Below are 24,931 nucleotides of genomic sequence, written 5' to 3'. Positions count from 1 at the left end.
GCACCCGATCCATCACCCTCTCCGTCTCCTCCCGGTGACGCGATTCCGCCGCTCCCGGGCGGGCATCGTTGACCTCCCGCCGCACCCGGCGGTTGGCTCACCACGAGCCGGCCGCCGGGGAGTTCGACGCGGCCGGCCGCACCCAGGGGAGGAACCGGATGACTCGCGCACGTTCCGCACCACACCTGCTGCGCGCGGCCGGCGCGCTGGCGGCGGCCGCGCTGGCCGCCGTCACGGTGGCGACGCCCGCCCAGGCGGACGCGCCGCGCGGCCGCACCGAACGGGTATCCGTCGGGCTCGGCCAGAGGCAGACCGACGGCGCCTCGGACGCCGCCGGTCTGAGCGCCGACGGCCGCTTCGCCGTCTTCACCTCGAAGGCCGCCAATCTGGTTCCCGGCGACACCAACGGCACGTCGGACGTCTTCGTCCGGGATCTGTGGACCGGCCGGACCGAACGGGTCAGCACCGGCGCGAACGGCGCCCAGGCGGCCGACGACTCCTTCAACGCCACGATCAGCGGCGACGGCCGCTACGTGGCGTTCAGCTCCTACGCCACCAACCTCGCCCCCGGCGGGAACCTCGGCTTCGAGGACGTCTACGTCCACGACCGCTGGACGGGGACCACCGAGCTGGTGTCCACCGGACACGACCCGGCCAAGCCGCAGGCCGGCCGGCAGTCCAGCCACCCGTCGATCAGCTGGGACGGCCGGTACGTCGCCTACCAGTCCAACCGCTCCGACCTGGCCCCCGGCACGGTCACCTGGACGGGCGGCAACATCTACGTCACCGACCGCTCGACGGGCGGGACCCGCCTGGTCAGCGTCGGCGCGGACGGAACCGAGGCGAACGCCTCCTCCACCGAGCCGGTGATCAGCGGGGACGGCGGCTCGGTCGGCTTCATCTCGAAGGCCACCAACATCATCGGCCAGGACAAGCCCGGCGCCCTCGCCGCGAAGGCCGCCGCCGAGCTCGACGGCGTCTCCGACGAGGAGTTCGTCCGCGACTCCTTCCGGCACGACGACCAGCCGACGATCCTCAAGCCCCGCTTCTACCCGCTCTACGTCCGCGACCTCCGCGACGAGCAGAGCGTCCTGGTGAGCACCGACGGGGCGGGCGGCTACCGCGGGGCGGCCTCCCCGGCGCTCAGCCGGGACGGCCGCTACGCCGTCTACTCGGCGCTGCTCCAGGACGGCAACGGCCCCCGGGGGCACCACTTCGAGGTGTACGTCCGCGACCTGGAGGAGGACACCGAGACCCTGGTCAGCGCCGGGCTCCCGGGGACGAAGACCTCCGGCGACTCTTACCACGCGCAGATCACCGCCGACGCCCGCTGGGTCTACTTCGACTCCGACGCGGCGAACCTGGTGCCAGGGGACACCAACAACGCCGGGGACGTCTTCCGGCGCGACCTGCGGACCGGCCGCACCGAGCGGGTCAGCGTGGCGACGGACGGCTCGCAGACCGCCGGCGCCTCGGAGCGGCCGTTCGTCGACGCCCTCGGCACCACGGTGCTGTTCACCTCCGAGGACGGCACGCTCGTCCCGGGCGACACCAACCAGGCCCCTGACGTCTTCCTCCGCCGGCTGCCGCTGCTCTGACCCGAAATCGACCGGGCCCGGCCCCGCTCACCGCACCGGCAGCAGATACCCCACACCGCAATGGGTTGCGCGGAGGTGCGGCCGGGCCGCCGGGCCCGCCCGCACGCCCCTCAGAGCAATGAACGCCCGCGCGCCCCTCAGCGCGTGAGCGCCCGCACGCCCCTCAGAGCGTGAGCGCCCGCGCCGACGCCCGGATCGGCGCCGGGAGTTCGGTGCCGCCGCGCAGATGGCGGTCCACCGCCGCGGCCGCCGCCCGCCCCTCGGCGATCGCCCACACGATCAGTGACTGCCCGCGCCCGGCGTCCCCGGCGACGAAGACGCCCGGCGCGCCGGTGGCGAAGTCGTCGTCCCGGGCCAGGGCGCCGTCCGGGCCGGTGGTGAGGCCGAGTTGGGCGATCAGCCCCTGGTCCGGCTCCGGGCCGCTGAAGCCCAGCGCGAGCAGCACCAGCTCCGCCGGGATGCTCCGCTCGGTGCCGGTCCGGGGGCTGCGGTCGGCCGGTTCGGCCTCGGCGAAGCGGACGGCGGCCAGCCGGCCGTCCGGTCCGGCCTCGAAGCCGACCGTGGTCGCCGCGAACACCCGGGGACCGGCCGCCGCGGCCCCCGACTCCTCGTGCGAGGTGGTCTCCCGGTACACCTTCGGGTGGACGGGCCAGGGCTGCTCCGGCGCCCGGCACACCGGCGGACACGGGTTGATGTCGAGCTGGGTGACGGAGGCCGCGCCCTGGCGCAGCGCCGTCCCCAGGCAGTCGGCCGCGGTGTCCCCGCCGCCGACGATCACCACGTGCCGACCCTCGGCGGACACCGGCGGGGCCGCGCGGTCGCCCTCGTCGACCCGGTTCGCCCAGGTCAGGTAGTCGATCGCCTGGTGCACGCCGGGCAGGGCGCACCCCGGCACCGCCAGCTCCCGGCAGGCGGTCGCACCGACCGCCACCACCAGCGCGTCGCACCCGGCCCGTAGTTCCCCGGCCGCGAGGTCCCGGCCGACGAACACCCCGGTGCGGAAGTCCGTGCCCTCGGCCCGCATCTGGTCGAGCCGCCGGTCCAGCCGGTGCTTCTCCAGCCGGAACGGCGGGATCCCGTAGCGCAGCAGCCCGCCGGGGCGGTCGGCCCGCTCGTACACCGTGGTGGCGTACCCGGCCCGGGTCAGCTGTTGCGCGGCGGCCAGGCCCGCCGGGCCCGAGCCGACCACGGCCACCCGCCACCCGGCGCCCCGCTCGGGCGGCTGCGGCAGGTCCCAGCCCTCTTCCCAGGCCCGGTCGGTGATCGCCAGCTCGACGTTCTTGATCGCCACCGCCGCGCCGTCGATCGCCAGCACGCACGCGCTCTCGCAGGGTGCCGGGCAGAGCCGTCCGGTGAACTCGGGGAAGTTGTTGGTCGCCAGCAGCCGGGCGGCGGCGGCCCGCCAGTCCGCGTCCGCCACCAGCCGGTTCCACTCCGGCACCAGGTTTCCCAGCGGGCAGGCGTGGTGGCAGAACGGCAGCCCGCAGTCCATGCACCGGCCCGCCTGCCCGCCCACCACCGGCAGCGGCGTCCGCGGCCGGTACACCTCCCGGGAGTCCCCCAGTCGCTGCTGTGCGTCCCGCCGCTCGCGCTCGGCGCGCGGGGTGGTGAGGAAGGCCATCCGGTCTGCCATCGCGGCCTCCGGCGGGGTGTGCCGACAAGGACCCGGCGGCGCCCCCGGCGGACACGCCACCGTGTGGCCACCGTACGCCCCTCCCCGGCGCTGCGAAAGCCGCGGCCGGCACGGCCACCGGCCGGGCCCGGACCCGCCGGACACCGCCCTCGCCCAGACCCTTCCCCCAGACCCGTCACGCGCCGCCGCCCGGACCCGCCGGACGCCGCCGTGGGCGCGCCGGGGAGAATCGGGGCCATGACCCACACCGTGCTGATCGCCGAGGACGACCGGGCCATCCGCGACTCCCTCACCCGCGCCCTCCAGCTGGAGGGCTACCGGGTGAGCACCGCCGCGGACGGCGCGCAGACCCTGGCCGCCCTCACGGAGCAGCGCCCGGACCTGCTGGTGCTGGACGTGATGATGCCCGGCCCGGACGGCCTGGAGGTCTGCCGCCGCCTGCGCGCCGACGGCGACCGCACCCCGGTCCTGATGCTCACCGCCCGGGTCGAGGTCCCGGACCGGATCGCCGGGCTCGACGCCGGGGCCGACGACTACCTGGTCAAGCCCTTCGACGTGGACGAGCTGTTCGCCCGCCTGCGCGCCCTGCTGCGCCGCAACGCGCCCGAACCCGCCGGGGGCGTCCTCGCGGTGGCCGACCTGCGGGTCGAGCCGCACGCCCGGCGGGCCTGGCGGGCCGGGCAGGAACTGGAGCTCTCCCGGACCGAGTTCGACCTGCTGGAGCTGCTGACCCGGCACGCGGGCTCGGTGCTCGACCAGGCCACGGTGTACGAGCGGATCTGGGGCTACGACTTCGGCCCCGGCTCGAAGAACCTCGCGGTGTTCATCGGCTACCTGCGCCGCAAGCTGGACCGGCCCGGCCTGACACCGCTGATCCACACCGTCCGCGGCGTCGGCTACACGCTGCGCGAGTCGTGACCGGCCGGGGCCGGTCGCGGCCGCTGTGGCCGCGCCCGGGGCTGCGCACCACCGTCTCGCTCGCCTTCGCCGCGATGGCCGCCCTGGTCGCGGTGCTGATCGGCGCGCTCGGCTACCACTCCGCCGCCCGGCTGATCCGGGACGACGAGGGCGCCGACTTCACCGCGGCCGTCCAGGCGGTGCACCAGCAGGTCGGCCGGGAGATGCTGTTCCCCGGCGACTTCAACGGCACGGGCGGCCTGAGCGAGGATCTGCTGCGCCCGATCCGGGTCACCTCGCAGTCCCTCGGCCCCGACGGGGAGGTGCTGCCCGGCACCGCCCGGATCGACCTCCGGCCGACCCCGGAGGACCGCTCCCTCGCCCGCTCCGACGACCCCGGCCAGACCTCGTCCGGGCTTCGGCACGTGCACGGCGACACCTACCGGGTGGCCGTGGTCTCGCTCGGCGGCGGCCGCGGCGCGGTCCAGATCGCCCAGCAACTGGGCCCCACCGAGCACCTGCTGGCGACGCTGCGGATCCGTACCGGGGTGTCGGTGGCGGTGGTCGCGGTGCTCGCGGGCGGGGCTGGCTGGCTGCTCGCCCGGCGGATCACCGGCCGGCTGGTCCGGCTCACCGACGCGGCCGAACTGGTCGCCGCCAGCGGACGGTTGGACGTTCCGGTGCCGGCCGCCGGAACGGACGAGGTCGGCCGGCTCGGCCGGGCCTTCGACCGGATGCTGGGCCGGCTCGCCACGGCCAAGGAGAACCAGCGCCGGCTCGTCCAGGACGCCGGGCACGAGCTGCGCACCCCGCTGACCAGCCTGCGCACCAACCTCTCGGTCCTGCCCAGCCTGGACCGCCTGCCGCCCGCCGAACAGGCCGCACTGATGGCCGATCTGGCCGAGGAGGCAAGGGAGTTGACGCTTCTGGTGGAGGAGCTGGTGGCACTCGCCGCGGACCGGAAGGCCGACGAGGAGCCGACCGAGCTGGTGCTGGCCGAGCTGGTGCGCGAGGCCGCCGCACAGGCCCGGCGGCGCAGCGGCCGGGAGATCACCGTGGACGCCGACGACACGGTGGTCACGGCCCGCCCGGACGCGCTGGCCCGGGCGGTGGGCAACCTGCTGGACAACGCCGCCAAGTTCGACCCGGCCGGGAAGGCCCCGATCGAGGTGGTGGTGCGCGGCCGCCGGGTCGAGGTGCGCGACGGCGGGCCGGGGATCGACGAGGCCGACCTCTCCCGGGTCTTCGACCGCTTCTACCGGGCCACCGCCGCGCGCAGCCTGCCCGGTTCGGGGCTGGGCCTGGCCATCGTGCACGAGGTGGCCGGCTCGCACGGCGGCGAGGCCTTCGCCGCCAACCGGGACGGCGGCGGCGCGGTGATCGGCTTCACCCTCGGCCCGTAGGGCGTGTCCTCGACCTCCCGTCCGCGTGGCGGCTCCGGGGCACGCGCAACGCCGCCGGGCCCCGGGCACGCGGCAGCGCCCGGGGCCCGGCGTCACGTCGGCCGCCGTGAGACCGCCCGTCAGACCGCCGTCAGACCGCAGCGAGCAGCCCGCGCCCGAGCCAGTCGGCGTTGTCCTTCACGCCCGGCAGGACGAAGAAGTACCCGCCGCCGGTCGGCGAGATGTAGTCGACCAGCGGCTCGTCGACGAGCCGGGTCTGGGTGGCCTCGAACTGCCGCACCACGTCCTGCTGGTAGCAGCAGAACACCAGGCCCATGTCCAGGTTGCCGGCCTGGTCGACGCCCCGGTCGTAGTTGAAGCCGCGGCGCAGGATGCGCGAGGTGTCGGTGTCGGCGGTGCGCGGGTTGGCGAGCCGGATGTGCGCCTTGAGCGGGATCGCCTTGCCCTCCGGGTCCTTGCCGTAGTCCGGCGCGTCGGTCTCCTGGCGGCCGTCCAGCGGCGCGCCGGTGTCGCGGCGGCGGCCGAACATCTTCTCCTGCTCGGCGAGGGTGACGCGGTCCCAGAACTCGATCAGCATCCGGATGATCCGGATCACCTGGTAGCTGCCGCCGGTCGCCCAGGCGGGCTCGCCCAGCCCGTCGGTGACCCAGATCAGCCGGTCCATCTCGCGGGCGGAGGTGGTGTCGGGGTTGACGATGCCGTCCTTGAAGCCGAGCAGGTTGCGCTGGGCGCCGTCCGGGCGGGACTCGCTCTGGAAGCCGTCGATCCGCCAGAGGATCTGCATCGCGCCGCGCGTGTGCCGGGTGATGTCGCGCAGCGCGTGCAGCACGGTGTCCTGGCGGTCGGCGCAGATCTGCAGCGAGAGGTCGCCGTGGAGTTCGGCGGCCTGAAGATTGTCGTTGGGGAAGGTCTTCATCGGGGCCAGCTTGGTCGGCTTGGCCTTGGCCAGCCCGTACCGGTCGTCGAACAGCGAGGCGCCGACGCCGACCGTGACGGTCAGGTTGTCGGTGGGCACGGTGGGGCCGAGGATGCCGCTGTCGGCGGGCGGCGCGCCGACGCCGAGGTCGGGCGGGGTGCCGCCGGCGGTGAGGAAGCGGATCCGCTCGGTCAGGGTCTTGAGGAGGTCCTCCAGGCCGTTGCGGTCCTGGGCTATCACCTGGCAGGACACGAAGGCGGCGTAGCCGGGGGCCGGGGTGGTGACGCCGGCCTGGTGGTCGCCGTGGAACGGGACGACTCCGCTCTTCGCCTGGCGGCTGTCCCCGGCGGAGGCCGGACCGGCGGCCAGGGTGAACGCCCCGCCCGCCATGACGGCCGCTCCGGCGCCGGCGCCGAGGGCGGTCCGGACGAAGCTGCGGCGGGCCGGGCCGGCCGGGCAGCCGCCCTCGGCGACGGCCGGGGCGGGCGCGGCGGCGTGCGGGAACGGGCAGGAGCCTCCGGTGGCAGCGGTGTGGTCGGTCATCAGGCGGCCTTCCGGATCTCGAGCAGGGCGGGGATGGGGGCGAGGTCTTCGAGCAGTTGGCCGGTGGCGCCGTTGAGCTGGCGGCGGGCGTCGGCGGGGAGCTGCTCCAGTGCGGTCCAGCCCTCGGGCTTGTGGGCGGAGGCGACCAGGTCGCCGACCCGCTTCATCCCGGCGTCGACGCGGGGGAGCAACTGCGGGTCGCGCTCGTCGAGCAGCGGCTGCAGGACGGTCAGCAGTTCCCGGGTGCCGGCCAGGTTGGCCTGGGTGGTGGCCAGGTTGGTGCCGCTGCCCTGGTCGGTGTCGCCGGTGAGCTCGAACTGGAGGGTGTTCTCCAGGATCTCGTGGGCGCGCAGCGGGAGGTCTCCGGGGTCGAAGTCCTGGCCGGGGAAGTCCTGCCCGAGCTTGGCGACGTCGGCGGCCAGCTGGTCGGCGACGGGCGTCAGGTCGGCGGCGGACTGGCCGTGCCACAGGCCGTACTCCAGGCGCAGGAAACCGGTGAAGTCCTTGTCCTGGGCCTTGTCGGCGAGCCCGTCGGGCCGGCCGTCGATCTTGCCGTCGAGGTCGGCGAAGGTGCCGTAGGCGGCGCCGAGCGAGGCGTACTGGAGGTGGGCGGTGAGCCAGTCGGCCTTGGCGGTGGCGAGGTCGCCGCCGTGGACGTCGGCCTGGAGCTTCTGGGTCTGCGTCAGCAGGGTCGCGAGGCCCTTGTCGACGTAGTCCTTGTAGGCGTCGAGCGGGCCCTTGAGGTCGTCCTCGGCGACCGGCTTGACGGCCTTGACCTGGCCGCCGCCGGTGACGTGCACGGCGGCCGAGGTGACGGACGTGCCGCCGGTGGGCACACAGCGCCACGCGTAGTCGCCGGAGCCGATGGTCGCGGTCAGCGCGCGGGTGGTGCCGGGGGCCAGACCCTCGATCTCGCCGTAGACGGCGCCGCTGGCCGGGTTGACCAGGTAGACCTCGGAGACCTTGTCCCCGGTGTTGTGCATCTGGAAGACCTGCTGGCCGGGCAGCGGGGTGCTGAAGCCCTTGCCGCACTCCTGCTCGGAGACGGACACGGTGGCGGAGCTGCCCTGCTTGCCGTCGCTGACCGCGATCACGGCCCCGGCGACCACCACCGGCACCGCGACCAGCGCGGTCGGCACGGCCCAGCGCGGCCGTCCGGACCGCACCGGCCCGGCGGCCTCGGGCGCGGCCGCCCCGGCCTTCTCGCCCTGCGTCGCCTCGCCCTGCGCCGCCTTCCCGGCGGCCGGAGCGGTCTTGCCGCCGCGGACGCCCTCGACGAACAGCGTCATCACGATGCACAGGTAGGCGAGGTAGCCGACGACCTGGAGGACCGTCATGGTGACGGTCAGGTTGAGGGTGCCCTGCACCAACGTGGCGTACCAGGAGGAGGCGTCCAGGTGGCCGCTCAGGTCGAAGGCGTACGAGCTGCCGCCGCCGACCAGCCCGGACTCCTGCAAGTCGCGCAGGCCGTAACCGAGCACGCCCGCCGCGACCACGATCAGGCCGACGCCGGTGATGGTGAAGAACCGGGTGAGGTTCATCTTCAGCGCCCGCCGGTACAGGCCCCAGCAGAGGCCGGCCGAGAGCACCAGGCCGACGGCCGCGCCGAGCAGCGGCCCGGTGGACTCCCCGGCGGTGCGCACGTTGGTCCACAGGAAGAGCGAGGTCTCCAGGCCTTCGCGGCCGACGGCCAGGAAGCTGGTGAGCACCAGCGCGCCGGCGCCCATCGCCAGCGAGGCCTGGACCTTCTCCTTCAGCTCGGCGGAGAGGGTGCGCGCCGAGCGGCGCATCCAGAACACCATCGCGGTGACGAAGCCGACCGCGATCAGGCTCAGCACCCCGCCGAACGCCTCCTGGGCGTGGCCGGAGAGGTTGGCGGCGGTGAAGGTGAGCACCGCGCCGAAGCTGAGGCTGAGCGCGATCGCCGCCGCGACGCCGGTCCACACCTGCGGCAACCGGGCCTTGTGCCCGAAGCGGACGAGCGTGGCGACCAGGATCGACACGATCAGTCCGGCTTCCAGACCCTCGCGCAGCCCGATCAGAAAGCTGGGAAACGCCTCATCCCACATGCAGCGGGCTCCTCCCCCGGTCACCCCGGGTCGTACCTGAACTCGGCGGCCCGCCGCGGGTGGCGGCGGCGCGGCACAGCCGAACGCCCCGGACACGGGGGTCCAGGGCGCTTCGACTTAGCTTAGGCAAACCTTAGAGCCGCCGTGGTCAACAGGACCCCCCGTTCAGGTAAGGGTTCGGTATGAGGGCTGCCGAGCCGGCCCGGCTCAGCCCCACCACTGCTCCGGCACCGTCTCCGGCTCCGCCGGCACCGCCACCGGTGTGGCGGCGGGCGTCACCAACAGCTCGCCGCCGGCCGTCTCGGCGACCAGGTAGCCGCACTCGCGCAGCACGACGGCGACCGCACCGCTGACCGCCTCGCGCGCCCCCCGGGAGGGCGGCCCGTCCGGCCCCTCCCCCGGCGACCAGCCGACCGCCACCCCCGGCGGCCGATGGCCGATCCGCAGCAGGGACGGGCCCGGCCCGGCGTCGATCCCGGCGCGGGCGAGGGCCGCGGTGACGTCCTCGAAGAGTTCAGGGTGATCCACCATTGGCGCAGCGTAGGCCCGGGATCGCGCGACCTCCGGACGCGGCGCGCGCCGAAACGGTTCAGCGGCACCCGGGCGCAGCACCGCCACCCGTCCGGCGGCCGATCGGACGCCAGGACCCCCCGTCCGGCCCGACACGAGCGGCCGTACGGACCGATGGACGTGCACAGTCGGCCCCCTGCCGACAGCATGACAGAGTAAGCGCTCCATCACCCTGAGCAACGGGCCAGTGGGTCACCCGCTCCGCGTGCCGGTTCAGCCGGCGGGCCCGTATCGAGAGGTCCCATGATCACAACACTTCGCCGGCCGGCGTCTTTGCCGGCGGGCCTCCAGCCCGGCACGCCGAGGACGCCGGGGAGTCCGTCGTGAGAACCGACCAGCAGTCGCAGCCGGGACCGGTGACCAGCACGCGCGCCAACCCCGCGAACAAGGCCGAGGCCCTGGCCGACTGGACCGACGGCCGGGTCGGCATCTACTCCCTGGCCAAGGCCAATCTGCGCAAGATCTTCCCGGACCACTGGTCCTTCATGCTGGGCGAGATCGCGCTCTACACCTTCGTCATCATCATCATCACCGGCGTCTGGCTGACCCTCTTCTTCAAGCCGAGCATGGGCGAGGTCATCTACGACGGCTCGTACGTCCCGCTCAAGGGCATCCAGATGTCGGAGGCCTACGCCTCGACCATCGACATCAGCTTCGAGGTCCGCGGCGGCCTGCTGATGCGCCAGGTCCACCACTGGGCGGCGATCGTGTTCGTCGCCTCGATGCTGACGCACATGATGCGCGTCTTCTTCACCGGCGCGTTCCGCAAGCCCCGCGAGATCAACTGGGTCTTCGGCGCGCTGCTGCTGTTCCTCGGCATGTTCGACGGCTTCATGGGCTACTCGCTGCCGGACGACCTGCTCTCCGGCACCGGCATCCGGTTCATGGAGGGTGCCGTCCTGGCCGTGCCGATCGTCGGCTCGTACCTGCAGTTCTTCATGTTCGGCGGCGAGTTCCCCGGCCAGGACATCGTGCCGCGGCTGTTCACCGTGCACGTCCTGCTGATCCCGGGGGTCATGGTCGGCCTGCTCGCGGCGCACCTGATCCTGGTCTTCTACCACAAGCACACCCAATTCGCCGGGCCCGGCCGGACCAACGACAACGTGGTCGGCATGCCGCTGATGCCGGTCTACATGGCCAAGGCCGGCGGCTTCTTCTTCCTGGTCTTCGGCGTGGTCGCGTTCATGTCGGCGATCGCCACCGTCAACCCGATCTGGGCCTACGGCCCCTACCGGCCCGACCAGGTGTCCACCGACGCCCAGCCGGACTGGTACATGGGCTTCTCCGAGGGTCTGGTGCGCGTGATGCCCGGCTGGGAGATCAGCGTCTGGGGCGGCCACACCCTGAACCTCGGGGTGTTCGTCCCGCTGATGGTCTTCCCGACCGTGCTGCTGATCATCTGGTGCTACCCGTTCCTGGAGGCCTGGGTCACCGGGGACCGCGGCGAGCACCACCTCGCCGACCGGCCGCGCAACGCACCGGTGCGCACGGCCTTCGGCGCGGCCTGGATCGGCCTCTACCTGATCCTGCTGGCCGGCGGCGGCAACGACCTGCTCGCCACCCACTTCCACCTGTCGATCAACGCGATCACCTACGCGGTGCGCACCGGCTTCTTCGTCGTGCCGGTGGTCGTCTTCGTGGTCACCAAGCGGTGGTGCCTGGGCCTGCAGCGGCGCGACAAGGAGAAGGTGCTGCACGGCCGGGAGACCGGCGTCATCAACCGGCTCCAGCACGGCGAGTTCGTCGAGGTGCACGCCCCGCTCCCGCCGGGCCGGATGTACACCCTCACCGCGCACGAGCAGCCGCAGCCGGAGGACCTGCCGCCGGAGGTGGACGAGAACGGGGTGGTCCGCAAGGCCGGGCTGTTCGCCCGGACGAGGGCCAAGCTGTCCCGCGGCTTCTACGGCGAGGACAGCCAGATCGCCAAGCCCACCGCCGAGGAGCACCAGGAGATCAGCAGCGGCCACGGCCACCACTGATCCCCGCGCACGCCCGAGGGCCCGCTGCGCCGTCATCGGCGCGGCGGGCCCTCGGGCGTGCCGGCGGATCGGCCCGGCTCAGGCCCGCAGGGCCGCCGGGACGACGGCGAACAGCGCCGCCGCCAGGGTGACGGAGAGGCAGAGCGCGGCCCAGCGGGCGCAGATCCGGCGGCACTCGCTGCGGTAGCGGGCGGCCAGCCGGCGGCAGCGCTCGACGGCGCGGTCGACGACCTCCTCGGCGTAGCGCAGCCGGTCGGCGGCGTAGGCCTGCTCCAGGCTCTCCCGCTCCGCGGCGGGCAGCCACGGGAACTGCCCGGCGAAGGCCCGGGCGTCCCGCTCGGCCGCCGCGACCTCGGCCTCCCAGGCGAGATAACCCTCCAGCCGGGCGATCTCCGCCCGGGCGTTCACCCGGCCGCCCGCGACGGGCCTGCCCTGCCGAGGGGTCCGCGCTCCCGGCGGACGCTGTCTGCCACCCATGACCGCTCCTCATGTCCTGTCGAGGTGTGCTGTCGGGACGTCCTGTCGAACCGTCCCGCCGAACCGGCGCGGGAGACCGCTCCGCAACCAGGCCACTACTATCAGTGACCAACCGGGTGGGCAGGGCGACTCGCCGAGCCGCCGCGCGACTCCTCGCAACCCCGCCGGGGCGGATCCGCCCGGGGTGTCGGCTCCGAAAAAGTTGCGTGCCGCGCAGTCTTGCGCGGCGCGCAGGCTTCTGGGGAGAGTGGTGGTCATGACGAAGAGTCAGATCGGTCTGCGGGAACGGAAGAAGGCCGCGACCCGGGAGGCGCTGAGCTGGGCCGCACTGCGCCTGGCGGTGGAACGGGGCCTGGAGAACGTCCGGGTCGAGGACATCGCGGCCGCGGCCGGGGTGTCGCCGCGCACCTACAACAACTACTTCTCCAGCAAGGCCGAGGCCATCGTCTCCCGGCACTGCGACCGCATCCGGCTCGTCGGCGAGGCGCTGAGCGAGCGGCCCGCGGCCGAACCGCTCTGGGAGGCGCTCACCCGGGCCACCCTCGCGCCCTTCGACGGCGCGGCGGAGCAGCCGGACCCGCGGTGGACCGCCGCGGTGCGGCTACTGCTGCGCGAACCGGCCCTCCAGGCCGAGCTGGCCCGTGCCGGCGCGGACGCCGAGGCCGGGCTCACCGCGGCGGTGGCCGCCCGGACCGGGGCCGACCCCGGCGGCCTCCACCCCAGACTGGTCGCCGCCGGCGTCCTGGCCGCACTCAAGGCGGCCAGCGACGTATGGCTGCGCGCCGACCCGCCGGTACCGCTGCAAACGCTCCTGGCGGAGGCACTGCGGCAGCTGGCGGCCGGCCTCCCCGAACCGTCGTCTTCGTGAACTCACCGTCGCACAGGGGGATTTACCATGACCCACGATGTCATCATCGCCGGCGCCGGCCCGAACGGGCTGATGCTGGCCTGCGAACTGGCGCTGGCCGGAGTCCGGCCGGTGGTGCTGGACCGGCTGGCCGAACGTTCGTCGGAGCAGAAGGCGAACGGGCTGGTCGGCCAGGTGATCCGGCTGCTGGACCACCGCGGCCTGTACGAGCGGCTCGGCGGCCCGGGCGCCCCGGCCCCGGTGCCCCGCTTCGTGTTCGGCGCGTTCCCGCTGGACCTCCGGGAGCTCGACGGCAACCCGCTGTACGCCCTGCCGGTGCCGCAGCACCGGATCGAGCAGGCCCTGGCGGAGCGGGCCCGCGAACTCGGCGTGACCGTGCACCACGGCCGCGAGGTCACCGGCCTGAGCCAGGACGCGGCGGGGGTGACCGTCGAGGTCCTCGGACCGGACGGGCCGGAGCGGCTACGCGCCCGCTACCTGGTCGGCGCCGACGGCGGCCGCAGCACCGTCCGCAAGCTGGCCGGGATCGGCTTCCCCGGGGTCACCTCGCCCGACCCCGTCGCGCGCATCGCCCACGTGCGCCCGCCCGAGGGACTGCGGGTGCTCGACACCGGCGAGGTGCTGCTGCCCGGCTGCCCGACGCCGTTCCGCCCGTTCACCCACACCCGCACCGCGCACGGCGTGTTCGTGCTCGCCCCGATGGGCCCGGAACTCGCCATGATGGCCACCATGGAGTGGGCCGGCCCGCCCGTCGACGAGACCGTGCCGGCCACGCTGGACGAACTGCGCGCCAGCGTCCGCCGGGTGACCGGCGCCGACCTGCCGCTCGCCCCGGCCGACACGCCCGGCGCGCACACCCCGCGCCGCCAGGTCGGGCACAACACCCGGCTCGCCGAGCGCTACCGCGAGGGCCGGGTGCTGCTGGTCGGCGACGCCGCGCACGTGCACGCCGCCACCGGCGGTCCGGGCCTCAACCTCGGGCTCCAGGACGCCGCGAACCTCGGCTGGAAGCTGGCCGCCGACCTCCAGGGCTGGGCCCCGCCCGGCCTGCTGGACAGCTACCACCGCGAGCGGTACCCCATCGGCGAACGGGTCTTCATGCACTCGCAGGCCCAGATGGCCCTGATGTCCCCGGGCCCGGCCGTCACCGCCCTGCGCGCCCTGTTCGGCGAGCTGCTCGCGTACCAGGACAACCTCGGGCGGATCGCCGCGCTCATGGCGGGCAGCGACGTCCGGTACGACACCGACTGCCCGCACCCGCTCGCCGGCGGCTTCGCGCCGGACCTCCCGCTGACCACCGCCACCGGCCCCACCCGGCTCGCCGAACTGGCCCGCGGCGGCCGGGCCCTGCTGCTCGACCTCGCGGACGGCCCGCCACGGCTCGCCGACCTCGCGGCCGGTTGGAAGGGCCGGGTGGACGTGCTCACGGCCGACTGCCCGCAACCACCCGCCGGCGCGCTGCTGGTACGCCCGGACGGCTACGTCGCCTGGGCCGCCGCTCCCGGGGAGGAGGATCCGGACGGGCTGCTGCGCGCGCTGCACGCCTGGTTCGGCGAACCGGACTCCGCCCACTGCTGAGCACCCGCACCCGGACGCCCCACCGGCCCCGGTCGGGGCGGCCGGGGCCGGAGGGAGAGAATGGACCGCATGTCCCGACGTCACCCCGCGCCCCGCGCCGCCGCCTCCGCGCCCCGGCTGCTGCCCTCCTCCCCCTGCCCCTGCGGCCTGCCCGCCGCCTACGGCGACTGCTGCGGGCGGCTGCACCGCGGCCAGACGGCGGCCACCACCGCCGAGTCCCTGATGCGCTCGCGGTACAGCGCCTTCGCCGCCCAGGACGAGGCCTACCTGCTGCGCACCTGGCACCCGGACACCCGGCCCGCCGAGGTGGACTTCGACCCGGCGCTGCGCTGGACCGGCCTGGAGGTGGTGGCCACCACCGAGGGCGGCGCCTTCCACGCGGAGGGCACGGTCGCCTTCCGGGCGCACTGGACCGAGGGCCGCGAGCAGGGCGTGCTCACCGAGCACAGCCGGTTCGTCCGGCACGAGGGCGCCTGGGTGTACCTCGACGCCCTCTCGCTCGGCTGATCCTCGGAGCCCTCGACGGGCGAACTCCTACAGGTAGTCGTCCAGCCGGCCGAGGGCGAAGCCCTGCGCGGTGACGTCGTTGACGACCTTGCGGAGCAGGTCCGGCATCGAGGCCTTCCAGAGGTCGGTGCCCCGGAAGTGGGTGAGGATGATGTCGCCCGAGTGGAGCTTGCGGTCGTCGTAGCGCCACTCCATGTGGTCCGGGAAGGCCTCCTCGTTCCACAGCGGCACCGCCTGGACCCCGCAGGACGCCGCCGCGCGCAGCGTGTCGTCGTTGTACTCGCCGTACGGGGGCCGGAACAGCCGGGGGCGGACGCCGATCTGCTTCTCCAGCTGGTCCTGCTGACGGCAGATCTCGTCGCGTTGGGCCTCGTAGCCGAGGACCTTCAGGTTGCGGTGGTTGATGGTGTGGTTGTTGATCTCCACCCCCTGGGCGTGCAGGTCGCGGAAGTAGCCGTAGTTCTCGCGGGCCAGGTAGTCGGAAACGTAGGTGCTGAGCGGGATGCCGAGTTCGTCGGCCATCCGGGAGAACTCCGGGTCCTTCTCGGAGCCGTCGTCGACGGTGAGGAAGACCACCTTCTCGTCGGTCGGCACCCGGTAGACCACCGGCGGCCGCCCCTCCTTGAGCTTCACGCCCTGCGACTGGGCCAGCACCGGCCTGGTCGCCGGGCGTGGCGGCGCCTTCAGCGGCGGGGCCTCCAGGCCCCAGCGGTGCGCGGTCTCCAGGGCCGCCCGGGTTTCCGAATCCCGGCGCGCGACCGCCTCGGTGCCGGCCTCCTCCTCCTTGCGGGCCAGGCCCGGCAGCACCGGCAGCGCCTCGGGCGGGCGGCCGACCCCGTGTTCGACGACGGGCACGGCACCCGGCGCGGGCGGGACGACGGCCGGCCGCGCGGGGTCGGCCGGCCCCGCACAGCCGGCGGCGACGGCGGAGAGGCAGACGGTGGCCAGCAAACCGGTCCGCACACCCGCCCGAGCACCGGCGCCGCGTCCCTGAATCCCTCTCAAACCCGCATTAATGCGATGATTTGATGATCTGTTCATAGACGCACTGCTCCCCCGCAGCGCACCCCCGCCAACCCCCTCATCACCCGTGCGGGGCAACGACGCGCCGGGCTCCTTGCCCTTCCTTTGCCGAACCGGCCGGGCACCCGAGCCGACCGGGCGGCCGTGCGAAACCCGATTGCGGACCGGGCCCGCGACCACCGATCATGCGCCCATGACCGACACCGCGCCCCGCACCGCCCGCCTCTGGTCCGTCGCCACGGCGGACGTCACCGCACCCGAGGCCCTGGCCCTGCTGCGCGAGTACTACTACGACGTGGCCAACCGCTACTACCGCCTGCACCTCGGCCGCGAAGGCACCCCCGAGGAACTGGAGTCGGGGCTGGCCGGCTCCCCCAGCGACGACCTCGCCGCACCGGACGGCCTCTTCCTGCTAGGCCACTACGACGGCGCGGCCCAGTCCTGCGCCGGGCTGCGCCGGCGCGACGCCGACACCGTCGAGCTGACCCGGGTGTTCGTCCGCCCCGGCCTGCGCGGCACCGGCGGCGGCGCCCGGCTGCTCGCCGCCGTCGACGAGGCCGCCCGCTCGCTCGGCGCCCGGCGGATCGTCCTCGACACCCGCCTCGACCTGGTCGAGGCCCGCGCGCTCTACACCCGCCACGGCTACCGCGAGATCCCCGCCTACAGCAGCGGCCCGTACGCCCAGATCTGGTACGGCAAGGAGCTGGCCGGCTAGAGCACGCCCTAACTCGCCTGCGCCAGGGCGGCCGTCAGCTCCGCCGTCGAGGGCGGGTTGGCGCCGGGGCGGGAGACGGTCAGCGCGGCGGCCGTCACCGCCTGGGTGAGGCAGCCGGCGAGGTCGGCGCCGGCCGCGCGGGCGTGCAGGAAAGCCGCCGTGAAGGAGTCCCCGGCGCCGACGGTGTCGGCGACCGGCACCGGAACGGCTGCGGCCCGCGCGTGCCCGCCCCCGGCGGTGAGCGCGAACGCGCCGTCGGCACCCAGGGTCACCGCGACCACGGCCGGGCCGAGGGCGAGCCAGCGGCGCGCGACCGCCTCCGCATCCTCACCGGGGTAGAGCCAGACCAGGTCCTCATCACTCGCCTTGACCACGTCGCTCAGCGCCACGCAGCGCTCGACCCGCCGCACGGCCCGCGCCCGCTCGCCCATCAGCGCGGGGCGCACGTTCGGGTCGTAACTGATCTGCGCCCGGCCGCGCCACCGCTCGACCAGCGCCAGCACCGCCGCCGCGCCCGGGTCGGTGACCGCCCCGATCGAGCCGAGGTGGATCGCGCCCGGCGCTTCGGCGAGTTCGGTCGGCGGCAACGTCCAGCCGATGTCGAAGGTGTAGCGCGCCCGCCCCTGCCCGTCGAGACGCACCACGGCCGAGGGGGTCCGCGCCACCCCGGCGGCCCGGACCACCACCCCCGCCGACTCCAGGTGCGCCCGGATCAGCCGGCCGTTGGCGTCCTCCCCGAGCTGGGTGAGCAGGGTGGCGGGCCGCCCCAACCGGGCCAGGCCGTAGGCGACGTTCGCGGGGCTGCCGCCGGGGTGGACGGTGTCCGGGGCGCCATCCGTGCGGACGATGTCGGCGACGCACTCGCCGATCACCAGAACGTGCGAATCGGGGCTGGTCACGGCGGCTCCTGGCATCCGGTACGCGGGCGTCGTCTCGGCCGCCAGCCTACGGGGTGCACCCGGGCATGAAGGACGGCCGCCGGACCTGGCCAGGTTCTCCGACGGCCGTGGCCTCGTCCGTCAGGGGGCGAAGCACTTCGAACGTTAGCCAGCGCGCGGCGGCCCCGCCATCGCTGTAGGCCGTCCGGGGGATGGACTCGTGTTGACAACCGTCCGGGCGGCGGCGCCTGGCGGGCGCCCCGGTCCGCTAGGGTCCGTGCCCGGTGCGTCGCGCACGTACCGCCGCCCGGCCCCGCTCCTCACCGGGGCTCCCGAAGCCACGAATCCCGCAGCCAGGCCCCCCGAGGCCACGACTCCCGAAGTGCGGTGATCACCCTGTCCAGGCCCCGTGTCGGCCTCGTCCTCCCACTCGTGCTCAGTGCGGTGCTGCTGTCCGCCGGCACCCCGGCCGCCACCGCCGCGGACGGCCTCGGCGACCCGGTCTTCCCCTCACTCGGCAACAGCGGGTACGACGCGCTCGCCTACGACCTGTCGTTCGACTACCGCGCCGATACCCGCACGGTCGACGCGACCGCGGTGATCACCGCCCGGCCGTCCCGCACCCTGGCACACCTGGAGCTGGACGCGCTGGGCCTGACCGTGCGCGCCGTCCGGGTCGACGGGCGCCCGGCGGGGTTCGCCGCCCACGACGAGAAGCTGACCATCACCCCGCCCCGGCCCCTGCACCGCGGCACCACCGCGCGGCTGACCGTCGAGTACACCGCCGACCCGCGCGCCAGGCTCCCGCACACCGGCTGGGTCCCGACCCCGGACGGCTTCGCGGTGGCCGGCCAGCCGGACAGCGCGCACACCGTCTTCCCGTGCAACGACCACCCCAGCGACAAGGCCCGGTTCACCATCGCCGTCACCGCGCCCGACGGCCTGCTGGGCGTCGCCAACGGGGAGTTGACGCAGACCGAACGGCTCGGCGACGGCCGGACCACCCGGCGCTACGCCTCCCGCGAGCCGATGGCCACCGAGCTGGTGCAGGTCTCCGTCGGGAACTACACCGTCCGCGAGCGCACCGGCCCGCACGGCCTGCCGCTGCGCGACGTCGTCCCGACCGCCCGGGCCGCCGACCTCGAACCCGCCCTGGCGCTCACCGCCGACCAGCTGACCTGGGCCGAGCAGCACCTCGGGCCGTTCCCCTTCGAGACCTACGGCCTCCTGCCGGCCGACACCGACGACCCCGCCGCGTTCGGCTTCACCGGCCTGGAGACCCAGACCCTCACCCTCTACAAGCCTGACTTCCTGCGCCAGCCCGAGTCCGCGATCGGCTCGCACCAGATGCACGAGCTGGTGCACTCCTGGTTCGGCGACAGCGTCTCCCCCGCCAGTTGGGCGGACCTGTGGCTCAACGAGGGGCACGCCGACTACTACGCCCTGGTCTACCGCTACGAGCGCGGCTGGCCGGACGCCTGGGGCCACACCACCCTGGTCGACCGGATGCGGGCCCTCTACGGCCTCGGCGACCAGTGGCGGCACGACTCCGGACCGGTCGCCGCTCCCAGCGCCGCCAAGCTCTTCGACAGCCAGCGCTACACCGGCGGCGCGCTGGTGCTGTTCGCACTGCGCGAGCGGGTCGGCGCCGGGACCTTCGACCGGATCGAGCGCACCTTCCTGCGCGGGCACCGGTACGGCACCGCCACCACCCGGGACTACCTGCGCACCGCCTCCGAGGTCTCCGGCCAGGACCTCTCCGGCTTCCTCACCGACTGGCTGTACGGGCTGCGCACCCCGCCGATGCCCGGCCACCCCGACTGGACGGTCACCCCGGTGACCTCGGACCCGGCGGCCGCCGCCCGCGGTGTCCCCACCGAGGCGCCGCACGGCTCCGGGACGCTCTGACCCGCCGTCACCCGGTTGGCCCGGTCCGTGGTCCGCCGCCCCCTGCGTCCCACCCGTACGCCCCTGGCGCGCCGCATCGTGCGCCCGGACGCCCCGTGAGCGCCTCTGGCCGGACGGGACCGACGCGGCCATCGTGGTGCCCACGGCCCGCCCGCCGCCCGGCCGAGTCCCGGCCGGCTCGCGGGCCGTCCAACCTCCCCGCGCCGGCCAGCCGAAAATCCCCGTGCCCGGAAGACAACCCGAAACACCGTCCAGCACGTTCATCAGCTGTGAGTAGGACACCACGATCGCGGCCCAGCAGGCCGCCACGGCTGACAGGGACGGCACGGACACCATGGCGGGGACGGCGGGATGAGGGATGGCACACCGGACTTCGAGGAGTTCGTCTCCGCCTGCGGCCCGAAGATGCTGCGGGTGGCCTGGCTGTTGACCGGCGACCCGCACCAGGCGGAGGATCTGCTGCAGACCGCGCTCGCCAAGATCTGGCCCAAATGGGACCGGATCTCCATCGACCGGCCCGAGGCCTACCTGCGGAAGGTGCTGGTCAACTGCAACGTCTCCTGGTGGCGCCGCCGCTGGACCGGCGAACTGCCGCACGGCGAACTGCCGGAGCCGCCGCCGGCGAGCGCGGACCCGTACGAAGGGGTGGTGCTCGGAGAGGTGGTCGCCCAGGCCGTCCGTGCCCTGCCGCCGCGCCAACGGGCCGTGGTGGTGCTGCGCTTCTTCGAGGACCTCAGCGTCGAGGAGACCGCCGAGGTCCTGGGCTGCAGCACCGGCACGGTCAAGAGCCAGACGCACCGCGCGCTCGCCGCGCTGCGCGGCCGGCTGCCGGCCCGGGAACTGCTGCTGGCGGGGGGACCCCGTGATCGGTACTGACCTGCTGGACCCGGACGACCCGAGGCCGGACGGCGGTGAGGGCGAGGAGCTGCGGATCCTGCTCCACCAGGCCGTACCGGAGCTCGCCACGCCCGAGGACCGGATGGAACGGGTACGCGCCCGCGCCATCGGCACCCGGCGCCGACGGCGGGCCGCCGGGCTCGGGGCCGGACTGACCGCCGGGCTGGTCGCCGCGGCGCTGGCCGCCGCGCCCGCGATCGCGCCCACGCCGGAGCACGGGGTGGCGGCAGGACTGGGGACGGCTGCGGGACCGGGGGTGACCGGACCGGCCGAAACGGTGCCGGGCGGGGTACCGCCCACTCCGACGATCGGCCCCAGCGCGACACCGACCATGGTGCCGACGCCCGGATCGCAGGTCCGCTTCTCGTCGTACCCGAACCTGGCGCTCGACCTGCCGAGCGGCTGGTACAGCCAGAGCACCTTCAACGGCGACCCCCGGAACGGCATCGGCTACCTGGCCACCGGGCCGATCAGCCCCGCGTCCCCCTGCCGGACGGCGGGCATCGCCTGCCCGTCCGACACGCTGCTGCCCGTCGGCGGCGCCCTCCTCACCCTCCGGCTGGTGGACCAACCGGACCTGGTCGGGAAGTTCACCACCTCATTGGCCGTCACCTCCGACGTCACGCTCGACAAGGAATGCCTCACGCTCGGCGGCACCCGCGAGCTCATCGGCCATCGGGCCGTCGCCCGGACCGGCACGCTGGTGCTGATCCAGCTGACGGCCTGCCTGCGGGAGCCGTCGCACGTGACGATCCAGCAGGTGCAGCAGGTGCTGGACTCGATCCGGACCTCCGAGGGGAGCACTCCCTCCTCGACCACGACCCGCTGAGGACCGTCCGGGCCGACCTGGCCGACCTGGCCGACCTGGGTTCAGTGTCAGTGGCTCCTGCTAGCGTCCCGAGCACGATCAGAGAACGGGGGTCCTCTCATGGGTGGCGAGCGGCGACGGGTAGGTGCCGGGGGCTGCGACCGGTGGACGGCGCCGTGGTACGGCGCGGGCGGCGGGGCGGCCCTGCGCGGTGCGGACACCCGGCCGATCACCGGCGGGCTGATACCCGGGGTCGGGTCGGTCTCCTCGGGTGCCGCCGGGCGGGCGTTCCACCGGTCCTGACGCGGCCGTGACACGGCGGTGCGGGCCCGGTGCCGTGCCGGGCCCGCACCGAGCGGGTCAGTACCGGGCGGGTCAGTACCGCAGGACGGCCGCGATGTGGCCGCGGGCGTCGAGTTCGCCGGTGGGGACGAACTGCACCTTGGCGCCGGTGTCGAGGGCGCGCTCCACGATCTCGTCGACCATGTCCTCGCGGACGTCGGGCTCACCGGCCGCCGCCGGGACGAGGTGGTTGTCGGTCACCCGGACGGGCTGCCAGTAGTCCTCCTCCACCGCGACCAGCGCGGCGCGGCCCTCGGCGACGGTCTGCCAGACCTCGTCGATGCCGGCGGCCAGGCCCTTCACGCCCTGGGCCTGGTCGAGGCGCTCGTGCAACTCGGTGACGGCCTTGCTGCCCTGCTCGGCGACCGTGGACCGGACGGCCTCGGCCACCGCGGCGGCGGCGGCGTGGCCGAGGCCGCCGTGCGAGACCTGGGCGGTGGCCCGCTTGGCAGCGGTGCCGATCTCGTCGAGCAGGGAGATCGCGGCGGCCTCGCCGAGCACGTACAGCGGGCGGTTGTCGGCCTCCAGCACGGCGGCCAGCGCGGTGTCGGCCGAACGCAGGAAGCGGCGGGTCTCCTCGTCGCGGAAGGTGCTCGGTACGTCCCCGATCCGCTCCTGGCGCTCGACGTCCCAGTCCGGCCGGACCTGGTCGAGCGGGAAGGCGGCACCCGTGTGCTCGGCCAGGTGCGCCCCGCTGCCGCTGAACAGGGCGACCCGGTCGGCGGCGACGGTCAGCACCCAGTAGGGCGCACCGGCGGTGTAGGCGGAGACCAGGTTGCGGGTCAGGAAGGTTTCGGACAGCACGACCCGGGAGGGCACCGGGCGCGGCAGGGACCACACCTGGTGCTCACCGGGGGCGGCGTAGATCACCAGGCCGTCCTCGGCGTGCACGAGGTCGACCTCGGTGAGCGCGCGGTCCAGCTGCTCGACGACGTCCAGCCGGTCGGCCCGGCTGACCGCCTCGTCGGCGTGCAGCCGGTTCTTCGCCTCGGCGACGAGGTTGCGCAGGCGGACCGGGTCCTGGGTGTTGTCGGGCTCGCTGCGGTGGGTGGGCAGCAGAACGGAGACGGCCGGGTAGCGCCGGGGGCGGCGCAGCTCGGCGAGGACGGCTGGCGTGAGCTCGGCTGCGTGCATCGGGTGCCCTTCGTGTCGCGGTGGGGGGTCCTGGTCGATGAGACCGACGTCGATGAGACCGAAAGTGTGGTGATTCAACCGATTTGCCGGAATCATTCCCGACCCCTCCCCATCCCACCGCCCTCCCACGCCTCCCGCCACCGGAAAAGGCCCGGGGCCCGACAGCCCGTCCGGGGCCCGCGGCACCACCGTTCGGCCGACCGGCCGTCACCGGGCTGCGGCTGTGCTGCGGCCCCGGCCGCACGGCCACGGACGAGGGAATCCGCCGCCGTCCTCGTAACCCGCCCGGCGGATCGTCGTTGGACCCGCCATGAAGAAGCGCAGCATGCTCGCCGTCGCCTCGCTCGCCGTGGGTTTCGTGGCCTCGCTCACCGCACCGAGTGCGCACGCCAGTGCCGTCGGGGGGCAGGACGGACTGTCCGGGTCGCTGACCAGTGCGCCGGACGCGTTGCCGGGGGAGGTCGGGGACGCGGGCGGCGTGGTCGGGGAGGCGACCGGGTACGTGACGGGCTCGGCCGACGGACTGGTCGGTGTCACCCCCGCCTAGCTCGCGGCAGCGCGACAACGCGGCGGTACGACGGTGCTGCGGTGCCGCGTCAGGACAGCGGGGCGCCGAGGTCCTGGGTCCAGTAGGCGCCGGCGGGGCCGGTGGCCAGACCGACGCCGACGTCCTTGAAGCCGCAGTCCAGCATGTTGGTCTGGTGGATGCCGCCGTCCATCCAGTGGGCGACCACCGTGGCGGGGGACGTCGGACCCCGGTCGAGGTTCTCGCCCCACTGGGACCAGCGGTAGCCGACGGCCGTCAGCCGGGCGTCGGTGCGGACGCCGTCCGGGTTGACGTGGTCGAAGAAGCCACGGGCGACCATGTCGTCGGCGTGCTTCTGGGCGGCCGCGTGCAGCCGGGGGTCGATCCGCAGGGGGGCGCAGCCCACCTTGCCGCGTTCGGCGTTGACGAGGTCGACGAGTTGGCGCTCCGGGCTGGGCGGCGGCGGGGCCACCGACCGGGTGGCGGTGGGTGACGGCGTGGCCGTCGGTGTCTCGCTGGGGGTCGGCGTGGGTGTGGCCGACAGGGTGACCGGGGCGGCGGCCGGGGTCGCGGGGGGTGCCGGGGCGGCGGGAGCGGTGACCGGGGTGGCGGGTTCGGGGGTCGCCTCCCTCGGGGTGTCGGCGGGGTGCGACCAGACCAGGGCGAGGGTGGTGACGGTCACCACCGCCACCGCACCGCTCGCCAGGACGGCCTTGCGCGCGGCGGTCCCGGCCCAGCCCGCGTGGGTGCTCGCGGCGGTCGGGGCGGTGGTGGCGACGGTGGCTGCGGTGTGCTGGAAGTGCAGCAGCGCGGGCGAGCCGAGCGGAATCGGCACCAGGGCGAGGCCGGCCAGCAGTCCTTCGGCGGGGAAGAGGTCGCGGCCGAGGCGGTCGCAGGTGGCGCAGCCGCGGATGTGGCGGGCGATGCGCTTGCGCCACACGGAGTTGGGAGTGCCGTCGAAACCGGTGGTGACGTCGGCGAGTTCGGGGCAGCGGGGGTAGGCGCCGAGGGCGCGGACGACGATCCGGCCGGCTTCGAGCTGCTTCTTCATCCGCTGCACGCGGACGGCGGTGTGCTGCGGGGTCAGGTCGAGGGCTTCGGCCAGTTCGGTGCGGGTGAGTTCGCCGCTGGCCTCCAGCCACCAGAGGGCGAGGAGTTCGCGATCGTCGGGGTCGAGCCAGCGGGTGGCCTCGGCGACTTCCCGGCGCTGGCCGGAGAGGCCGAGGCGCAGGACGGTGAGGTCGGTGAAGTCGGCCCTGGGGTCGGCGAGTTCCCAGGTCTCGTCGAGGCCCCCGACGGTGGGCTGCTGCTGGCCGGCGGCGTGGCGACGACGGATCTGGTTCATCGTGATGGCGACCAGCCAGGAGCGGAAGGACTCCGGCTCGCGCAGCCCGTCCAGGCCGTCCAGGGCGCGGATCATGGTCTCCTGGGCGACGTCGTCGACGTCGGCGTGACCGTCCAGGGCGCGCCCGGCGACGTTGTAGACGAGCGGCAGCCAGGCGGCGACCAGCGCCTCCTGGGCCTGCCGGTCGCCCGCCTGGGCCGCGCGTACCAGGGTGGTCCCGGTCCTGTTCTGCACGTCAGCGTTCATGGTCCGCACTCCGTCTTGCCGTGTTCCGTTCGCCGCTGCCTCCTCGGAGACCTGTGGTGAGTGATCAGATA

The 24,931-nt window shown here is 74.4% G+C and carries 21 protein-coding genes; 12 read left to right on the top strand and 9 right to left on the bottom strand.

Annotated elements, in window-relative coordinates; genetic code table 11:
• Positions 1-158 precede the first annotated feature (158 nt).
• On the top strand, positions 159-1,598 hold the full coding sequence (locus AB0P03_RS18420) for a hypothetical protein (protein ID WP_363629672.1): 1,440 nt from the start codon (positions 159-161) through the stop codon (positions 1,596-1,598).
• Positions 1,599-1,761: 163 nt separating this feature from the next.
• Here AB0P03_RS18420 and AB0P03_RS18415 read toward each other — a convergent pair whose 3' ends face one another.
• Entirely contained in the window at positions 1,762-3,231 is a 1,470-nt protein-coding gene (locus AB0P03_RS18415; protein WP_363585601.1) for a glutamate synthase subunit beta, read from the bottom strand.
• Between the two features lie 237 nt (positions 3,232-3,468).
• Between AB0P03_RS18415 and AB0P03_RS18410 the strand changes: the two genes are divergently transcribed.
• The gene (locus AB0P03_RS18410; RefSeq protein WP_363629670.1) at positions 3,469-4,149 is read left to right on the top strand and encodes a response regulator transcription factor; all 681 of its coding nucleotides are present in this window, start codon (positions 3,469-3,471) and stop codon (positions 4,147-4,149) included.
• Positions 4,146-5,531, top strand: coding sequence for a HAMP domain-containing sensor histidine kinase (locus AB0P03_RS18405; protein ID WP_363629668.1), 1,386 nt, complete (start codon positions 4,146-4,148; stop codon positions 5,529-5,531). The genes AB0P03_RS18410 and AB0P03_RS18405 overlap by 4 nt, the downstream gene beginning before the upstream one ends.
• A gap of 130 nt (positions 5,532-5,661) precedes the next feature.
• On the opposite strand, the gene efeB is transcribed toward AB0P03_RS18405, so the two are convergent.
• The 3 genes from efeB to AB0P03_RS18390 form a co-directional block, all read right to left on the bottom strand.
• Entirely contained in the window at positions 5,662-6,990 is a 1,329-nt protein-coding gene (gene efeB / locus AB0P03_RS18400) for an iron uptake transporter deferrochelatase/peroxidase subunit (protein ID WP_363585604.1), read from the bottom strand.
• Complete coding sequence (gene efeU, locus AB0P03_RS18395; protein WP_363629666.1) at positions 6,990-9,059, bottom strand: iron uptake transporter permease EfeU; 2,070 nt, start codon at positions 9,057-9,059, stop codon at positions 6,990-6,992. Before efeU ends, efeB begins: the two co-directional genes overlap by 1 nt.
• 207 nt (positions 9,060-9,266) lie before the next feature.
• The gene (locus tag AB0P03_RS18390; RefSeq protein ID WP_363629664.1) at positions 9,267-9,590 is read right to left on the bottom strand and encodes a hypothetical protein; all 324 of its coding nucleotides are present in this window, start codon (positions 9,588-9,590) and stop codon (positions 9,267-9,269) included.
• 395 nt (positions 9,591-9,985) lie between these two features.
• Here AB0P03_RS18390 and AB0P03_RS18385 point away from each other — a divergent pair, with 395 nt between their 5' ends.
• Positions 9,986-11,608: a ubiquinol-cytochrome c reductase cytochrome b subunit gene (locus AB0P03_RS18385; RefSeq protein ID WP_363629749.1), complete on the top strand. Its 1,623-nt coding sequence runs from the start codon at positions 9,986-9,988 to the stop codon at positions 11,606-11,608.
• 78 nt (positions 11,609-11,686) lie between these two features.
• Here the strand turns inward: AB0P03_RS18385 and AB0P03_RS18380 are convergent, their stop codons facing one another.
• Positions 11,687-12,085 (bottom strand): cytochrome C oxidase subunit I, encoded by a 399-nt coding sequence (locus AB0P03_RS18380; RefSeq protein WP_350881931.1) that lies wholly within the window; start codon positions 12,083-12,085, stop codon positions 11,687-11,689.
• Between the two features lie 256 nt (positions 12,086-12,341).
• Between AB0P03_RS18380 and AB0P03_RS18375 the strand changes: the two genes are divergently transcribed.
• The 3 genes from AB0P03_RS18375 (at position 12,342) to AB0P03_RS18365 (ending at position 15,038) form a co-directional block, all read left to right on the top strand.
• Complete coding sequence (locus AB0P03_RS18375) at positions 12,342-12,953, top strand: TetR family transcriptional regulator (RefSeq protein WP_363629662.1); 612 nt, start codon at positions 12,342-12,344, stop codon at positions 12,951-12,953.
• Positions 12,954-12,980: 27 nt separating this feature from the next.
• Complete coding sequence (locus AB0P03_RS18370; RefSeq protein WP_363585608.1) at positions 12,981-14,531, top strand: FAD-dependent monooxygenase; 1,551 nt, start codon at positions 12,981-12,983, stop codon at positions 14,529-14,531.
• A 69-nt stretch (positions 14,532-14,600) separates the two neighbouring features.
• Entirely contained in the window at positions 14,601-15,038 is a 438-nt protein-coding gene (locus tag AB0P03_RS18365; RefSeq protein ID WP_363585609.1) for a YchJ family metal-binding protein, read from the top strand.
• Positions 15,039-15,065: 27 nt separating this feature from the next.
• Here AB0P03_RS18365 and AB0P03_RS18360 read toward each other — a convergent pair whose 3' ends face one another.
• Positions 15,066-15,989 carry a polysaccharide deacetylase family protein gene (locus AB0P03_RS18360; protein ID WP_363629661.1) on the bottom strand — a complete coding sequence of 308 codons (924 nt, stop codon included), beginning with the start codon at positions 15,987-15,989 and terminating at the stop codon, positions 15,066-15,068.
• Between the two features lie 265 nt (positions 15,990-16,254).
• Between AB0P03_RS18360 and AB0P03_RS18355 the strand changes: the two genes are divergently transcribed.
• Positions 16,255-16,776: a GNAT family N-acetyltransferase gene (locus AB0P03_RS18355; protein WP_363585611.1), complete on the top strand. Its 522-nt coding sequence runs from the start codon at positions 16,255-16,257 to the stop codon at positions 16,774-16,776.
• Positions 16,777-16,784: 8 nt separating this feature from the next.
• Here AB0P03_RS18355 and AB0P03_RS18350 read toward each other — a convergent pair whose 3' ends face one another.
• Positions 16,785-17,675, bottom strand: a complete 891-nt coding sequence (locus AB0P03_RS18350; protein WP_363629659.1) for a carbohydrate kinase — start codon at positions 17,673-17,675, stop codon at positions 16,785-16,787.
• A gap of 411 nt (positions 17,676-18,086) precedes the next feature.
• Here AB0P03_RS18350 and AB0P03_RS18345 point away from each other — a divergent pair, with 411 nt between their 5' ends.
• The 3 genes from AB0P03_RS18345 to AB0P03_RS18335 all read left to right on the top strand — a co-directional run bounded on the left by AB0P03_RS18345 (position 18,087) and on the right by AB0P03_RS18335 (position 21,288).
• Positions 18,087-19,562: a M1 family metallopeptidase gene (locus tag AB0P03_RS18345; protein ID WP_363629657.1), complete on the top strand. Its 1,476-nt coding sequence runs from the start codon at positions 18,087-18,089 to the stop codon at positions 19,560-19,562.
• A gap of 351 nt (positions 19,563-19,913) precedes the next feature.
• On the top strand, positions 19,914-20,438 hold the full coding sequence (locus AB0P03_RS18340; RefSeq protein ID WP_363585614.1) for a SigE family RNA polymerase sigma factor: 525 nt from the start codon (positions 19,914-19,916) through the stop codon (positions 20,436-20,438).
• Positions 20,425-21,288 carry a hypothetical protein gene (locus AB0P03_RS18335; RefSeq protein ID WP_363629655.1) on the top strand — a complete coding sequence of 288 codons (864 nt, stop codon included), beginning with the start codon at positions 20,425-20,427 and terminating at the stop codon, positions 21,286-21,288. The genes AB0P03_RS18340 and AB0P03_RS18335 overlap by 14 nt, the downstream gene beginning before the upstream one ends.
• A 354-nt stretch (positions 21,289-21,642) precedes the next feature.
• Here AB0P03_RS18335 and AB0P03_RS18330 read toward each other — a convergent pair whose 3' ends face one another.
• Entirely contained in the window at positions 21,643-22,743 is a 1,101-nt protein-coding gene (locus tag AB0P03_RS18330; RefSeq protein ID WP_363585616.1) for a chemotaxis protein, read from the bottom strand.
• A gap of 310 nt (positions 22,744-23,053) precedes the next feature.
• Between AB0P03_RS18330 and AB0P03_RS18325 the strand changes: the two genes are divergently transcribed.
• Positions 23,054-23,290, top strand: coding sequence for a hypothetical protein (locus AB0P03_RS18325; RefSeq protein WP_363629653.1), 237 nt, complete (start codon positions 23,054-23,056; stop codon positions 23,288-23,290).
• A 49-nt stretch (positions 23,291-23,339) separates the two neighbouring features.
• Here the strand turns inward: AB0P03_RS18325 and AB0P03_RS18320 are convergent, their stop codons facing one another.
• A complete protein-coding gene (locus AB0P03_RS18320) occupies positions 23,340-24,860 on the bottom strand; it encodes a sigma-70 family RNA polymerase sigma factor (RefSeq protein ID WP_363629652.1) in 1,521 nt (506 codons plus the stop codon).
• Positions 24,861-24,931 lie beyond the last annotated feature (71 nt).

It is taken from the genome of Kitasatospora sp. NPDC088779 (assembly GCF_040685395.1).
In the GTDB taxonomy this organism is placed as follows: domain Bacteria; phylum Actinomycetota; class Actinomycetes; order Streptomycetales; family Streptomycetaceae; genus Kitasatospora.
This window is presented reverse-complemented; position numbering and strand designations above follow the sequence as displayed.

Excerpts from the sequence above, each read along its gene's own strand:
- AB0P03_RS18420 (WP_363629672.1), top strand. The coding sequence starts at position 159 with ATGACTCGCGCACGTTCCGCACCACACCTGCTGCGCGCGGCCGGCGCG.
- AB0P03_RS18415 (WP_363585601.1), bottom strand. The coding sequence starts at position 3,231 with ATGGCAGACCGGATGGCCTTCCTCACCACCCCGCGCGCCGAGCGCGAG.
- AB0P03_RS18410 (WP_363629670.1), top strand. The coding sequence starts at position 3,469 with ATGACCCACACCGTGCTGATCGCCGAGGACGACCGGGCCATCCGCGAC.
- efeB (WP_363585604.1), bottom strand. The coding sequence starts at position 6,990 with ATGACCGACCACACCGCTGCCACCGGAGGCTCCTGCCCGTTCCCGCAC.
- efeU (WP_363629666.1), bottom strand. The coding sequence starts at position 9,059 with ATGTGGGATGAGGCGTTTCCCAGCTTTCTGATCGGGCTGCGCGAGGGT.
- AB0P03_RS18390 (WP_363629664.1), bottom strand. The coding sequence starts at position 9,590 with ATGGTGGATCACCCTGAACTCTTCGAGGACGTCACCGCGGCCCTCGCC.
- AB0P03_RS18380 (WP_350881931.1), bottom strand. The coding sequence starts at position 12,085 with ATGGGTGGCAGACAGCGTCCGCCGGGAGCGCGGACCCCTCGGCAGGGC.
- AB0P03_RS18375 (WP_363629662.1), top strand. The coding sequence starts at position 12,342 with ATGACGAAGAGTCAGATCGGTCTGCGGGAACGGAAGAAGGCCGCGACC.
- AB0P03_RS18370 (WP_363585608.1), top strand. The coding sequence starts at position 12,981 with ATGACCCACGATGTCATCATCGCCGGCGCCGGCCCGAACGGGCTGATG.
- AB0P03_RS18365 (WP_363585609.1), top strand. The coding sequence starts at position 14,601 with ATGTCCCGACGTCACCCCGCGCCCCGCGCCGCCGCCTCCGCGCCCCGG.
- AB0P03_RS18355 (WP_363585611.1), top strand. The coding sequence starts at position 16,255 with ATGACCGACACCGCGCCCCGCACCGCCCGCCTCTGGTCCGTCGCCACG.
- AB0P03_RS18340 (WP_363585614.1), top strand. The coding sequence starts at position 19,914 with ATGAGGGATGGCACACCGGACTTCGAGGAGTTCGTCTCCGCCTGCGGC.
- AB0P03_RS18330 (WP_363585616.1), bottom strand. The coding sequence starts at position 22,743 with ATGCACGCAGCCGAGCTCACGCCAGCCGTCCTCGCCGAGCTGCGCCGC.
- AB0P03_RS18325 (WP_363629653.1), top strand. The coding sequence starts at position 23,054 with ATGAAGAAGCGCAGCATGCTCGCCGTCGCCTCGCTCGCCGTGGGTTTC.
- AB0P03_RS18320 (WP_363629652.1), bottom strand. The coding sequence starts at position 24,860 with ATGAACGCTGACGTGCAGAACAGGACCGGGACCACCCTGGTACGCGCG.